This is a genomic window from Streptomyces sp. NPDC032721, from assembly GCF_055579625.1.
The window spans coordinates 148,088-161,475 of the sequence record NZ_JBVIMX010000014.1; the positions used below are offsets into that span (position 1 = coordinate 148,088).

11 protein-coding genes are annotated in these 13,388 nt (G+C 71.0%); 3 read left to right on the forward strand and 8 right to left on the reverse strand.

Annotation, left to right across the window (positions count from 1 at the left end):
• Positions 1–130 precede the first annotated feature (130 nt).
• The 6 genes from whiA to ACZ5PB_RS28165 all read right to left on the reverse strand — a co-directional run bounded on the left by whiA (position 131) and on the right by ACZ5PB_RS28165 (position 6,812).
• Positions 131–1,180, reverse strand: coding sequence for a DNA-binding protein WhiA (gene whiA / locus ACZ5PB_RS28140; protein ID WP_468694804.1), 1,050 nt, complete (start codon positions 1,178–1,180; stop codon positions 131–133).
• Entirely contained in the window at positions 1,171–2,229 is a 1,059-nt protein-coding gene (locus tag ACZ5PB_RS28145) for a gluconeogenesis factor YvcK family protein (RefSeq protein WP_468694805.1), read from the reverse strand. The genes whiA and ACZ5PB_RS28145 overlap by 10 nt, the downstream gene beginning before the upstream one ends.
• Positions 2,226–3,209: an RNase adapter RapZ gene (rapZ, locus tag ACZ5PB_RS28150; protein ID WP_468694807.1), complete on the reverse strand. Its 984-nt coding sequence runs from the start codon at positions 3,207–3,209 to the stop codon at positions 2,226–2,228. Before rapZ ends, ACZ5PB_RS28145 begins: the two co-directional genes overlap by 4 nt.
• A complete protein-coding gene (gene uvrC / locus ACZ5PB_RS28155; protein WP_468694809.1) occupies positions 3,184–5,223 on the reverse strand; it encodes an excinuclease ABC subunit UvrC in 2,040 nt (679 codons plus the stop codon). The genes rapZ and uvrC overlap by 26 nt, the downstream gene beginning before the upstream one ends.
• A 126-nt stretch (positions 5,224–5,349) precedes the next feature.
• On the reverse strand, positions 5,350–6,150 hold the full coding sequence (locus ACZ5PB_RS28160; RefSeq protein WP_468694922.1) for a hypothetical protein: 801 nt from the start codon (positions 6,148–6,150) through the stop codon (positions 5,350–5,352).
• A gap of 5 nt (positions 6,151–6,155) precedes the next feature.
• Positions 6,156–6,812, reverse strand: coding sequence for a papain-like cysteine protease family protein (locus ACZ5PB_RS28165; RefSeq protein ID WP_468694811.1), 657 nt, complete (start codon positions 6,810–6,812; stop codon positions 6,156–6,158).
• Between the two features lie 232 nt (positions 6,813–7,044).
• Here ACZ5PB_RS28165 and ACZ5PB_RS28170 point away from each other — a divergent pair, with 232 nt between their 5' ends.
• A complete protein-coding gene (locus ACZ5PB_RS28170) occupies positions 7,045–8,067 on the forward strand; it encodes a hypothetical protein (protein WP_468694812.1) in 1,023 nt (340 codons plus the stop codon).
• Positions 8,068–8,095: 28 nt separating this feature from the next.
• Here ACZ5PB_RS28170 and ACZ5PB_RS28175 read toward each other — a convergent pair whose 3' ends face one another.
• Positions 8,096–8,524: a Rieske (2Fe-2S) protein gene (locus ACZ5PB_RS28175; protein WP_468694814.1), complete on the reverse strand. Its 429-nt coding sequence runs from the start codon at positions 8,522–8,524 to the stop codon at positions 8,096–8,098.
• 185 nt (positions 8,525–8,709) lie between these two features.
• A complete protein-coding gene (uvrA, locus tag ACZ5PB_RS28180; protein ID WP_468694816.1) occupies positions 8,710–11,709 on the reverse strand; it encodes an excinuclease ABC subunit UvrA in 3,000 nt (999 codons plus the stop codon).
• Positions 11,710–11,967: 258 nt separating this feature from the next.
• Here uvrA and ACZ5PB_RS28185 point away from each other — a divergent pair, with 258 nt between their 5' ends.
• Positions 11,968–12,654: a maleylpyruvate isomerase family mycothiol-dependent enzyme gene (locus tag ACZ5PB_RS28185; protein WP_468694817.1), complete on the forward strand. Its 687-nt coding sequence runs from the start codon at positions 11,968–11,970 to the stop codon at positions 12,652–12,654.
• Positions 12,655–12,676: 22 nt separating this feature from the next.
• Positions 12,677–13,333, forward strand: coding sequence for an MBL fold metallo-hydrolase (locus ACZ5PB_RS28190; RefSeq protein WP_468694819.1), 657 nt, complete (start codon positions 12,677–12,679; stop codon positions 13,331–13,333).
• Positions 13,334–13,388: the final 55 nt, after the last annotated feature.

A 13,388-nucleotide genomic window follows, 5' to 3' on the forward strand; every position in this document is an offset into this window, starting at 1 on the left:
CAGAATCATGACCATTCATGGTCATGTCAATAGGGCATTGCGGACACAAACAAACTGCCCCTGACAGCCAAGTGGGCGTCAGGGGCAGCGAGTTGAAGCGGAGCCGGGGATTCGGCGGAGGCGGTGCGGATCAGCCGCCCATGGCGCCGGTGAGACCACCGGCCATTCCGTTGGCCAGACCCTTGGCCATTTCTTCCTCGATCTCCTCGGTCATGTCCTCGGTCAGATTGCACTCCGTACCGGGGATGCCGAGGTCCTGGGCGCGCTTGTCCGCCATGGCAAGCAGCCGGCGGATCCGGCCCGCGACCGCGTCCTTGGTGAGCGGCGGGTCGGCGAGTGCGCCCAGCTCCTCCAGCGAGGCCTGCTTGTGCTCCATGCGCAGCCGGCCGGCCGCCGCGAGGTGCTCGGGCACCTCCTCGCCGAGGATCTCCAGCGCACGCTGTACGCGGGCCCCGGCGGCGACCGCGGCACGCGCCGAGCGGCGCAGGTTGGCGTCGTCGAAGTTGGCGAGCCGGTTGGCGGTGGCCCGGACCTCGCGGCGCATCCGCCGCTCCTCCCAGGCCAGTACGGACTCGTGGGCGCCGAGCCGGGTCAGCAGGGCGCCGATCGCGTCGCCGTCCCGTACGACGACCCGGTCCACGCCGCGCACCTCGCGCGCCTTGGCGCCGATGGAGAGCCTGCGGGCCGCGCCGACCAGGGCGAGCGCCGCCTCCGGGCCGGGGCAGGTGACCTCCAGCGAGGAGGACCTGCCGGGCTCGGTGAGGGAGCCGTGCGCGAGGAAGGCCCCGCGCCAGGCCGCCTCGGCGTCACAGGTGGCTCCGGAGACCACCTGCGGCGGGAGACCCCGGATGGGCCGTCCGCGGCCGTCCACGAGGCCGGTCTGGCGCGCCAGTTGGTCGCCGCCCGCCACCACCCGTACGAGATAGCGCGAACCCCGGCGCAGTCCGCTGGGGGCCATCACCACCAGCTCCGAGCTGTGCCCGAAGATCTCCAGGATGTCCTTCTTGAGCCTGCGTGCCGCGTAGCTCGTGTCCAGCTCCGCCTCGATCACGATGCGACCACTGACCAGGTGGAGTCCGCCCGCGAACCTGAGGATCGCCGAGACCTCCGCCTTTCTGCAGCAGGTCCGGGTGACGGGGAGCCGGGAGATTTCGTCCTTCACCGCTGCCGTCATCGCCATGGGCCGATCCTTCCATGCATCCGAAAAATACGGTCGTACGCGGCTGCCAGGAGCTCCGGGTCGTGCTTGGGGGCTCCGTCGGGCCGGGCCACCGGCGCCAGCTCGACCGTCGCACCGAACCGTTTTGCGGCATCGGCGAGTGAGGGAAGGTCGGGCACGGCGGCCTGATCGGCCAGCACCACGTCGAGGGCGAGTTTAGGGGCGTGTCGGGCCAAAACCTCCAAATGACGCTGCGGTGAAAAGCCCTCGGTTTCGCCCGGCTGGGGTGCCAGATTGAGGGACAGGATCCGCCTCGCCTTGGTCTCCACCAGGGCATCGAGCAGTTCCGGCACCAGTAGGTGGGGGATCACCGAGGAGAACCAGGAACCGGGTCCGAGAACCACCCAGTCGGCGTCAAGAACCGCCGCCACGGCCTCCGGAACGGCGGGCGGATCGTGCGGTACGAGGTGCACCGACTGGACCTCGCCGGGGGTGAGCGCGACCGTCGCCTGCCCCCGTACGGTGTCGACGTCGTCCGGGCGCGCCGGGTCGTGGCCCCGTACGAGCGCCTGGAGCTCCAGCGGGACCGCCGACATGGGCAGCACCCGGCCGTGCGCGCCGAGGAGCTTGCCGACCAGGTCCAGGGCCTGGACGTGGTCGCCGAGCTGTTCCCACAGGGCGACGATCAGCAGGTTGCCGACCGCGTGCTCGTGCAGGTCGCCCTTGGACTGGAAGCGGTGCTGGATGACCCGCGACCAGGTCTGGCCCCAGTCGTCGTCCCCGCACAGGGCCGCCAGGGCCTTGCGCAGGTCGCCGGGGGGCAGCACGCCCAGCTCCTCCCGGAGCCGGCCGCTGGAGCCGCCGTCGTCGGCGACGGTGACCACCGCGGTGAGGTCGCCGGTGATCCGGCGCAGCGCGGCGAGCGACGCCGACAGGCCCATGCCGCCGCCGAGGGCGACGACCTTGGGCGTGGCGCCGCGCTTGGCGCGTGCGGCGCGCGGGGCCGGTGAGCCGTCCAGGCCGGGGGTGACCCGGCGCAGACGGCGCAGCCGGACAGTGCGGTTGGTCACTCGCGCCCCATGTCCCGGTGTACGACGACGGTCTCGACGCCCTCGGAGGCGAGGCGGGCGGCGAGCTTCTCGGACATGGCGACCGAGCGGTGCTTGCCGCCGGTGCAGCCGACGGCGATGGTGACGTACCGCTTGCCCTCGCGGCGGTAGCCGGTGGCGATCAGCTGGAGCAGCTCGGTGTACTGGTCGAGGAACTCCTTGGCGCCGGGCTGGTTGAAGACGTAGCCGGACACCTCCTCGTTGAGGCCGGTGAAGGGGCGCAGCTCCGGGACCCAGTGCGGGTTGGGCAGGAAGCGGCAGTCCACGACCAGGTCGGCGTCGACGGGCAGGCCGTACTTGTAGCCGAAGGACATGACGGTGGCGCGCAGCTCCGGCTCCTCGTCGCCGGCGAACTGGGCGTCCATCTTGGCGCGCAGCTCGTGGACGTTGAGGCTGGAGGTGTCGATCACCAGGTCGGCGTCGCCGCGCAGCTCGCGCAGCAGGTCGCGCTCGGCGGCGATGCCGTCGGTGATGCGGCCGTCGCCCTGGAGGGGGTGCGGGCGGCGGACCGACTCGAAGCGGCGGACCAGTGCGTCGTCGGAGGACTCCAGGAAGACGATGCGCCGGGTGACGCCCTTGGCGTCGAGGTCGGCGAGGGACTCGCGGAGGTTGTCGAAGAAGCGGCGGCCGCGGACGTCGACGACGACGGCGATGCGGGCCACGTTCCCCTGGGAGCGGGCGCCGAGCTCCACCATGGTGGGGATCAGCGCGGGCGGCAGGTTGTCGACGACGAACCAGCCGAGGTCCTCCAGGCACTTCGCGGCCGTGCTGCGGCCGGCCCCGGACATGCCGGAGATGATGACCAGCTCGGGGATGGGCGTCTCGGCCGGCTCGGCGGTGTCCCGCGTCGTGCCCGTACTCACGTGTGCTCCGTCTCTGTCGCGGTCCTGGACCTGGTCGCGGTCCTGGACCGGGTCATGTTCTTGGCGCTGTTCGGTCATCTGTGCTGCCCCCGTTCTCCGACGGGACTGCCGCGGTTGCGGTTGCCTCGTCGTCCTCAATGATCTCTCCTGTCGCCGTGTTCACGGCGGGTGCGGCCGGGGCCGCGTTCGCGAGGGTGGCGGCGACGGTCTCGGCGGTCTTGCGTCCGATGCCGGGAACCTCGCAGATCTGGTCAATTGTGGCGGATCGCAGCCTCTTCACCGAACCGAAGTGCTTGAGCAGTGCCTGCTTGCGGGTCTCGCCCAGTCCGGGGACCTCGTCGAGAGGACCGCTGCGGAAGCGCTTGGCCCGTTTGTTGCGCTGGTAGGTGATGGCGAAGCGGTGGGCCTCGTCACGCACCCGCTGGAGGAGGTAGAGGCCCTCGCTGCTGCGGGGCAGCACCACCGGGTCGTCCTCGTCGGGCAGCCAGACCTCTTCGAGCCGCTTGGCCAGACCGCAGACGGCGACGTCGTCGATGCCGAGCTCGTCGAGCGCCCGCTTGGCCGCCGCCACCTGCGGCTGGCCACCGTCGACGACCACGAGCTGCGGCGGGTAGGCGAACCGCTTGGGCTTCCCGTCGTCCTCGTCCGCCGCCTCCGCCGAGACCTCACCGCCCACCCACTCCCCCGTCTGCTCCTTGTTCTGCAGGTACCGCTTGAACCTGCGCCCGATCACCTCGTGCATGGACCGGACGTCGTCCTGCCCCTCGAAGCTCTTGATCTCGAAGCGCCGGTACTCGCTCTTGCGCGCCAGCCCGTCCTCGAAGACCACCATCGACGCGACGACATCGTCCCCCTGGAGGTGCGAGATGTCGAAGCATTCGATCCGCAGCGGTGCGCCGTCCAGGTCCAGGGCCTCGGCGATCTCCTCCAGGGCCCGGGAGCGGGTGGTGAGGTCGGAGGCGCGCTTGGTCTTGTGCAGGATCAGGGCCTGCTGGGCGTTGCGCTGGACCGTGGCCATCAGGTCCTTCTTGTCGCCGCGCTGCGGGATGCGCAGCGAGACGTTCGACCCGCGCTTGCCGGCCAGCCACTGGTTGACGGCGGCGGCGTCCTCGGGGAGCGCGGGGACCAGGACCTCCTTGGGCACCGCGTCGCCGCTCTCCTCCCCGTACAGCTGCTGGAGGGCGTGCTCGACGAGGCCGGCCGTGTCGACGTTCTCCACCTTGTCGGTGACCCAGCCGCGCTGGCCGCGCACGCGTCCGCCGCGTACGTGGAAGATCTGCACGGCGGCCTCCAGCTCGTCCTCGGCCAGGGCGATGAGGTCGGCGTCGGTGGCGTCGTTGAAGACGATCGCGTTCTTCTCCAGGGCCCGCTTGAGTGCCTCTATGTCGTCGCGGAGGCGGGCGGCCTTCTCGTACTCCATGTCCTCGGCGGCGATCATCATCTGCTGCTCGATGCGCTTGAGGTACGTACCGGTGCGGCCGGCCATGAAGTCGCAGAAGTCCTCGGCCAGTTCGCGGTGCTCCTCGGGGGTGACGCGGCCGACGCAGGGGGCGGAGCACTTGCCGATGTAGCCGAGCAGGCAGGGGCGGCCGGAGCGGGCCGCGTTCTTGAACACCCCGGCGGAGCAGGTGCGGACGGGGAAGACGCGGAGCATCAGGTCGACGGTCTCGCGGATCGCCCAGGCGTGGCCGTACGGACCGAAGTAGCGCACGCCCTTCTTCTTGGGGCCGCGCATGACCTGCACGCGGGGGAACTCCTCGTTCAAGGTCACCGCGAGGGACGGATAGCTCTTGTCGTCGCGGTACTTGACGTTGAACCGGGGGTCGAACTCCTTGATCCAGGAGTACTCCAGCTGGAGCGCCTCGACCTCGGTGGACACCACCGTCCACTCCACGGACGCGGCGGTGGTGACCATGGTGCGGGTGCGCGGGTGGAGGTTGGCCAGGTCCTGGAAGTACGAGGACAGGCGCGGGCGCAGGCTCTTGGCCTTCCCGACGTAGATCACCCGGCGGTGCTCGTCGCGGAATTTGTAGACCCCCGGGGAGTCGGGAATCTGCCCCGGCCGGGGCCTGTAGCTGGACGGGTCTGCCATGCCCGCAAGCGTACTTGCGGGCACTGACAGTCGGGGCGCCCCGGGTGGGACGCCCCGACTGTTACAGCAGGTGCGGTGCGATCGTGCCGCGCGGCGGTCCGGCTGCCGTGCCGTGCGGCGGTCCGGTCACTGCTGCTCGCGGCGGCGCCGGCGTACGACGGTGAAGCCCGCGAGGGCGAGCAGGGCGGCTCCCCCTGCCGCGGCCAGGGGCGCCGACGGGGTGGTGCTCGCGGCGGGCTGCGCGTCGCTCGCCGCCGGGGTGCCGGTGGTCTGCTGCTGCGCGTAGCCGCCCGCCTTGCCCTCCTTGGCGTAGGCGGTGCCGGGGAGCTTGTCGGCGTACGCCTTGTGGACTCGGGTCCGGTACGCGGCCAGGGTGGTGCCCTTGGCGCCGACCGCGCGGGCGGCGTCCTCGTCCAGGGGCAGCACGCGCGTGGTGTCGGCGACGTACCAGGCGTCGATCTGGGGTTCGCGGAAGACGGTGCCGCCGGGGAGCCTGCGGGCGCCCTCGGCCGCGTAGCGGGTCTCGTCGTCGCCGGTGGCGATGTTCACCACCTGCCACTTGCCCTGGAGGGGCGCGGTCCACAGCGAGGCCTTCTGGCCGTCCGAGGAGACGGCCGTGGATGCCATGAACTCCAGCTGTCCGACCGGGGCACCGGAGCGGCCCGCGACGAAGTCCGGGGAGAGCGTGTTGACCTCGACGGTCGCCCCCTGCACGCGCGGGGCGGCGGCGCTGCGGCTGACCGCGCCGTCCCTGGCGAAGAAGCGGGACAGGGTGTCGAGGGTGGCGGGGGCGGTGGCCGCCTTGTGTGCGGCGGCCTTGTCGGGCTTGGGGACGGGACCGCCGGCCGCGGTGGCCTCGGCGGCGGAGCCGAGCAGGAGGGTGGCGGTGACGGCGGCGACCGCGGCGGATCCGAAGTGGGAGGTCATCCTCGTCACGCCCCGATCTTGTACAGCGAGTGGGTCCAGGAGAAGGAGTTGTTGTTCACGTACCAGGCGTGCGAGCCCCAGTTGTAGCGGCTGCTGGTCTGCCACGGGTCGCCCCAGTAGACCCAGCTGCTGGCGGTGTCGTACCCGTAGATGACGTGCATGTGGCCGCCGCCGCTCTGCCACTGGATGCGGGTCTCGATGGGGCGGTCGGCGGTGATCTCGCTCTGCACGGTGGTGTAGCGCAGATAGCCGGTGACGTACGAGCCGGGGTTGATGCCCGCCCAGTCGAGACCGTTCTGGACGTTGCCCAGGGTGGCCTGGTTGTTGGGGCAGGCGGTGTTCTGGTTGCGGCCGAAGGCGGCGTTGCAGAACTGGTTCTGGCTGTAGTTCCTGCGGAACCAGTTGGCGATGGTGTTGCCGCCGGCGGCCCAGCACCAGTTGGTCTTCTCCTGGGCCTGCATGGTGATGTTGAGGCGCTTGGCGGCGAGCAGCGGGGCCTGCGGGGCCGCCTGGTCGTCCGCCTGTACGACGGGGACAGGTGCGGGGGTGGGGACGGGGACGGGTGCTGCGGTCGCTGTCGCCGTGGGGACGGCGAGCAGGGCCGCGGTGGCGGTGGCGAGGACGGCCTGGGTGAGCCGTCTCCTGTGGGTGGGGTGGCGCATCGCGTTCCTCCCGTGGCGGGGATTGATGGAGGAGCGCGTCCGGACGCTGCTGAGGAGCATCGGGTGTTGTCGAGTGCAGGTCAACACGCTTCAATGCGGGGTGACGCGGTGCTGTGAACGGTGTGACCGGGGTGTGAACGCCCGGTTCCCGCCCACCAGCCCGCTTCACCGACGGCGGCAGGCCGGTGCGGTGTGCCGTCGTGAATGTTCACCGCCACCCCAAGGAGCTGTGATGCGGCAGCACCCGTCGCCGGACACCGGCCTTCCGGAGCATCCCGTACCGGCCCGGACGCTTACGGGCCAGACACTCCCGGCCCAGGCACTCCCCCACGAACCCGCCGGGGCGGACCTCGAACTGCTGCTGCGCACCGGGCCGTTCCATCTGGCGCTGCGGGCGGCGCTGGCGCTGCGCGGGCTGCCGTTGCAGCGGGTGCAGCACCATCTGGCGGGCCGGGGCGTCAAGGTCGGAGTGACCAGCCTGAGCTACTGGCAGCAGGGGGCGCGCCGCCCGCAGCGGCCCGAATCGCTGCGGGCGGTACGGGAGTTGGAGGCGGTGCTGAAGCTGCCGGCCGAGTCGCTGATCCGGCTGCTGGTGGCGGAGGGCCCGGGCGGCGAGTCGGAGCGGCCCGCGACGCGGTCCTACCGGGCGCTGGTGGAGGCGTCGGGCGCGGTGGAGCGGCTCCTCGCCGAGCTGGAGTCGCCGCAGGACGGCGGGCTGCACACGGTCGGCCACCACGAGCGGGTACGGATCGGCCCCGACCGGGCGCTGGTGGGCCGCGATTCGCAGCAGGTCGTACGGGCGCACCGGGACGGCATCGACCGCTACCTCGCCATCCACCACGGCGACCCGGGCTGCGATCCGGAGCGGGTGGTGGTGCGGGCGCGGGAGAACTGCCGTACGGGGCGGGTGCGCTGGCAGCGGGAGACGGGTCTGGTGATCGCGGAACTGCTCTTCGACGCACGGCTGCGGGCCGGGGACACGTACCTCTTCGGGTACGGCTTCGAGGACGGCACAGGTGGTCAGAGCGGCGAGTACGTACGGGGCTTCAGCTTCGCGGGCGGACAGTACGTACTGCAGGTCCGCTTCGACGAGGCGGCCCTGCCGGTACGCTGCCGTCGCTTCGCCCAGACGTCGGCCGTGGCGCCGCGCACGGCACGCCAGGACCTGACGCTGAGCGGGCGGCACGGGACGGTGCACTTCGTGGAGCAGGGGGTGCGGCCGGGGATCCTGGGGGTGGACTGGGACTGGGACTAGGCCCGCCGTGGTCCGTGCGTGACCGCTCTCAGGCGTCCGGACCCGCCACCAGCTTGCCGTCCTTCACCTTGACCGGGACGGCGGGCAGCGGGGCGGTGGCGGGGCCCTTGAGGGCCTTGCCGGTGGTGACGTCGAACCGGCTGCCGTGGCAGGGGCAGTTGCCCTCGTTGGCCTCCAGCTTGTCCAGGACGCAGCCCGCGTGGGTGCACTGGGCGCTGAACGCCTTGTACTCGCCCTTGGCCGGGCAGCTGACGACCAGCCGCTGCTCGCGGTACAGCTTGGCGCCGCCGACCGGGACGGCCGTGGCGTCGCCGAGGTCGACCGGGGCGGTGGGGGTCGGCGTCTCGGCGTGCCCCAGCTTGGACTCGGTGGAGCAGGCGGCCACGCCCAGTCCGGCCGCGCCGGCGAGTGCGGCGCTCTTGAGCACGGTGCGGCGGGGGGTGGGCTGGCCGGACATGGTGTCTCCCGTGGTACGAGGGGGTGGTGGTGCCTGATCGACGATACCGGGGGCGGGGACGGGGACGGGGAGCGCCCCGGCCGGGGACGGCAGCTTCCCTCCCCCGCCCTCACCGGACGCGCGCTCCCCTCGGCCGCGCGCGGGACCGGACGGCACCGGCGCTGGGTCGGCGCCGGTGCCGGGAATCACCGGGTGGTGGCCTTCTTGGCGGCGGAGGCGGGCTTCTTGGCCGCCTGCTTGGCCGGAGCCGGAGCCTTTGCCGCCGCCTTCTTCGCCACCGCCTTCTTGGCCGCCGGCTTGCGCGCCGGAGCCTTCTTCACCGCCGGCGTCGCGTCACTGATCCTGCTCGGGTCCAGGATGTCCCGCAGGAACTTGCCCGTGTGGCTCGCGGCCACCCCCGCGACCTCCTCCGGCGTGCCCTCCGCGACGACCAGGCCGCCGCCCTTGCCGCCCTCGGGCCCCATGTCCACGACCCAGTCGGCCGTCTTGATGACGTCGAGGTTGTGCTCGATGACGATCACCGAGTTCCCCTTCTCGACCAGGCCCTCCAGGATCTTGATGAGCTTGCTGATGTCCTCGAAGTGCAGACCCGTGGTCGGCTCGTCGAGGATGTACACGCTCCGCCCGGAGGACCGCTTCTGGAGTTCGGCGGCCAGCTTGACGCGCTGCGCCTCACCGCCGGAGAGGGTGGTGGCGGCCTGCCCCAGGCGCACGTACCCGAGCCCGACCTCGTCGAGCGTCTTGAGGTAGCGGGCGATCGAGGTGACCGGCTCGAAGAAGTCGAGGGCCTCCTCGATCGGCATGTTGAGGACCTCGGCGATGTTCTTGCCCTTGTAGTGCACTTCGAGCGTCTCGCGGTTGTAGCGCGCGCCGTGGCACACCTCGCACGGGACGTAGACGTCCGGCAGGAAGTTCATCTCGATCTTGATGGTGCCGTCGCCGGAGCAGTTCTCGCAGCGGCCGCCCTTGACGTTGAAGGAGAACCGGCCCTGCTGGTAGCCGCGGACCTTCGCCTCCGTCGTCTCCGCGAACAGCTTGCGGATCTTGTCGAAGACACCGGTGTACGTCGCCGGGTTGGACCGGGGGGTGCGGCCGATCGGCGACTGGTCGACGTGCACGACCTTGTCGAGGAGGTCGTCGCCCGCCACGCGCGTGTGCCGTCCGGGAACGCTGCGCGCCCCGTTCAGCTCGCGTGCCAGGTGGGTGTAGAGGATGTCGTTGACCAGCGTGGACTTGCCGGATCCGGAGACTCCGGTGACGGCGGTGAGGACGCCCAGCGGGAAGGACACGTCGATGTCCCGCAGGTTGTTCTCGCGGGCGCCGTGCACGACGAGCTGGCGCCCCGGGTCGACGGGGCGGCGTACGTCCGGGGTCGGGATGGCCCGCTTCCCGGAGAGGTACTGGCCGGTGATCGACTGCTTGTTGGCGAGCAGCCCCTTCATGGACCCGCTGTGCACCACCTGGCCGCCGTGCTCACCGGCGCCGGGGCCGATGTCGACGATCCAGTCGGCCACCTTCATGGTGTCCTCGTCGTGCTCGACGACGATCAGGGTGTTGCCCATGTCGCGCAGCCGTACCAGCGTCTCGATGAGGCGGTGGTTGTCGCGCTGGTGCAGGCCGATGGACGGCTCGTCCAGTACGTACAGGACGCCGACCAGTCCGGAGCCGATCTGGGTGGCGAGGCGGATGCGCTGTGCCTCGCCGCCGGAGAGGGAGCCCGCCGGGCGGTTGAGCGAGAGGTAGTCGAGGCCGACGTCGACGAGGAAGCGCAGCCGCTCGTTGACCTCCTTGAGGACCCGCTCGGCGATCTTCTTGTCGCGGGCGTTGAGGGTCAGCTGGAGCAGGAAGTCGGCGCACTCGCTGATCGACATCGCGGAGACCTCGGCGATGGACTTGTCCATCACCGTGACCGCGAGGACGAGCGGCTTGAGGCGGGTGCCCTCACAGGTGGGGCAGGGCACCTCCCGCATGTAGCCCTCGAAGCGCTCGCGGCTGGAGTCGCTGTCGGACTCCGCGTGCCGCCGCTTCACGAAGGGGACGGCCCCTTCGAAGGAGGTGGTGTAGGCGCGCTCGCGGCCGTACCGGTTGCGGTAGCGGACCTCGATCTGGGTCTTGTGGCCGTACAGCAGTGCCTTCTTGGCGCGCTGCGGGAGGCCCGCCCAGGGCATCTCCGTACTGAAGCCGAGTTCGCTCGCCAGGGCGTTGATCAGGCGGGCGAAGTAGTCCTTGGTGTGGCCGTGCGACCAGGGGTGGATGGCGCCCTCGTCGAGGGACTTCTCCGGGTCGGGCACGATCAGCTCGGCGTCGACCTCCATCCGCGTACCGATGCCGGAGCAGTCGGGGCAGGCGCCGAAGGGCGAGTTGAAGGAGAACGAGCGCGGCTCCAGCTCCTCGAACGACAGGTCGTCGTAGGTGCAGTAGAGGTGCTCGGAGTACATCCGCTCGCGGTCCGGGTCGTCCGCGTCGAGGTCCACGAAGTCAAGGATGATCATGCCGCCGGAGAGGCCGAGGGCGGTCTCCACCGAGTCGGTCAGGCGGCGCTTGGCGCTCTCCTTGACGGTGAGGCGGTCGACGACCACCTCGATCGTGTGCTTCTCCTGCTTCTTGAGCGTGGGCGGCTCGGTGAGCTGGATGGTCTCGCCGTCGACCCGGGCGCGGCTGAATCCCTTGGTCTGGAGGTCGGCGAAGAGGTCGACGAACTCGCCCTTGCGCTCGCGCACCAGCGGCGAGAGCACCTGGAAGCGGCTGCCCTCGGGCAGCTCCAGGACCTTGTCGACGATGGCCTGCGGGGACTGCCGGGAGATCGGCCGGTGGCACTCGGGACAGTGCGGCTTGCCGATCCGGGCGAAGAGCAGGCGGAGGTAGTCGTAGACCTCGGTGATGGTGCCGACCGTCGAGCGCGGGTTGCGCGAGGTCGACTTCTGGTCGATGGAGACCGCCGGGGAGAGGCCCTCGATGAAGTCAACGTCCGGCTTGTCCATCTGGCCGAGGAACTGCCGGGCGTACGAGGAGAGCGACTCGACGTAGCGGCGCTGCCCCTCGGCGAAGATCGTGTCGAACGCGAGGGAGGACTTGCCCGACCCGGAGAGCCCCGTGAACACGATGAGGGAGTCGCGGGGAAGGTCGAGCGAGACGTTCTTGAGGTTGTGCTCGCGAGCGCCACGAACGATGAGACGGTCGGCCACGCCGGTCCGCACCTTTCTTGGGAAGAAGCAGGGTGCCGGGAAGCAGGCTGCTGGGGTGGGGTGCCAGCGCCGCACGGAGGAGCGGGCGCTGTGCATGTGCTGGGTGCCGGGTCCTGGGACACCGTTCGGTTCAACGGTTGTCCGGGGCTCGGATGTTCCCTTCGAGCGTATAGCACGTACATTCGATTAGGAGCCATACGCCTCTCGCTTCACCCGAACGAGTGGCTCAGTCTTGCGCTGCGGCCTATCGTCTGCCTCATGAATGATCATGTGCACGATCTGGCCCTGCTGAGCGACGCCACGAACCGTCTGCTCGCCGCCGCGGCCAAGCTGGACAACGCCGCCGTCGCCGAACCGTCACGGCTTCCCGGCTGGACGCGCGGCCATGTGCTGGCCCACCTGGCCCGCAACGCCGACGCCCTGCTGAACGTACTGGCCGGCCGCCCCATGTACGAGAGCGCCGAGGCCAGGGACGGCGACATCCAGCGCGACGCCCCGCGCCCCCTCGACGTACAGCTGGCGGACGTACGGTCCACGGCCGACGCCTTCGCGCGGGCGGCCGACGCGCCCGCGGACTGGTCGCGGACCGTGGAGCTGCGCAACGGAATCACCGACTCCGCCTCCCGGGTGCCGTTCCGGCGGCTCGTCGAGATCGAGCTGCACCACGTCGACCTGGGGATCGGCTACACGCTGGAGGACCTGCCCCAGGAGTTCACCGGGCGCGAGATCGAGTTCCTCGCGGACCGCTTCGCGGGAAATGCGACGGTGCCTCCGACGACGCTGACCGCCGCCGACGGACGGCAGTGGACCACCGGCGGCACGGACGGCGACGCGGTGACCGTGACGGGCGGGGCCGCCGATCTGCTGGGCTGGCTGGCGGGCCGCCGCGACGGGGCCGCGCTGACCGCCACGGGCGGCCCGCTGCCCGTACTGCCTCCGCTGTAGGCACGGCAGTAGGCTGCCCGCCATGACATACAGCGGAGTGGTGAAGGTCGGCGGGCCCGCGGATGTGCACGAGCTCAAGGACCTGATGATCTCGAAGGTCGCGGTCGGGTCGATGAACAACAACGCCTATCTGCTGCGCTGCCGGGCCACCGGCGAGCAGCTCCTGATCGACGCCGCGGCCGAACCGCACACCCTGCTGACGCTGATCGGTGACGACGGGATTGCCTCCGTCGTCACCACTCATCAGCACGGCGACCACTGGCAGGCTCTCGCGGAGGTCGTGGCGGCCACCGGGGCGCGCACCTACGCCGGGAGGTACGACGCGGAGGGGATCGACGTCCCCACGGACGTCCTCGTGGAGGACGGCGACACGGTACGGGTGGGACGGGTCGAGCTGACCGCCCGGCACCTCGCCGGTCACACCCCGGGCAGCATCGTCCTGACCTACGACGACCCGCACGGCCACCCGCACGTCTTCACCGGGGACTGCCTCTTCCCCGGCGGCGTGGGCAACACCTGGGGCAGCGCGGACGCGTTCGCCTCGCTGCTCGGCGACGTACAGCGGCAGATCTTCGACCGGCTGCCCGACGAGTCCTGGGTCTACCCGGGGCACGGCGGCGACACCACGCTCGGCGACGAGCGGCCGAAGCTGGCGGAATGGCGCGAGCGCGGCTGGTAGCAGGCTCCGGCGCCGGCGTCCTGCACGGCCCTCCCGGTGGCACTCGTTCCGCGCG